General features: G+C 61.0%; 1 protein-coding gene. It reads right to left on the bottom strand.

The window, feature by feature from the left end:
• Positions 1–544: molybdopterin-dependent oxidoreductase (locus AC1DWI_RS25970; RefSeq protein WP_477726302.1), on the bottom strand; the 544-nt coding region annotated here is incomplete at both ends.

Below are 544 nucleotides of genomic sequence, written 5' to 3'. Positions count from 1 at the left end.
GTCGTTGATGTACTTCTTGTCTTCCCAGCCGTTCTTGAAGATGTGATACAGCATGCCGAACAGGAAGGGGATGTCGGAGCCGGAGCGGATGCGGATGTATTCGTCGGCCTTGGCGGCAGTGCGGGTAAAGCGCGGATCGACCACGATCATCTTGCAGCCGGTTTCCTTGGCGTGCAGCATGTGCAGCAGGCTGACGGGGTGGGCCTCGGCCGCGTTGGAGCCGATGTACAGGGCGACCTTGCTGTTTTGCATGTCGTTGTACGAATTGGTCATGGCGCCGTAGCCCCAGGTGTTGGCGACGCCGGCCACCGTGGTGGAGTGGCAGATGCGGGCCTGGTGGTCGCAGTTGTTGCTGCCCCACAGGCTCATCCACTTGCGCAGCAGGTAGGCCTGCTCGTTGTTGTGTTTGGACGACCCCACCACATACACCGAGTCAGGGCCGCTGGCCTTGCGCAGCTCCAGCATGCGGTCGGTGATTTCCTTCAGGGCGACGTCCCAGCTGATGCGCTCGTATTTTCCGTTCACCAGCTTCATCGGATAGCGC

Source organism: Polaromonas sp. P3_C2, assembly GCF_056402675.1.
Note: the sequence above shows the minus strand (reverse complement) of the source record. Positions and strands in the feature narration are given on the sequence as shown.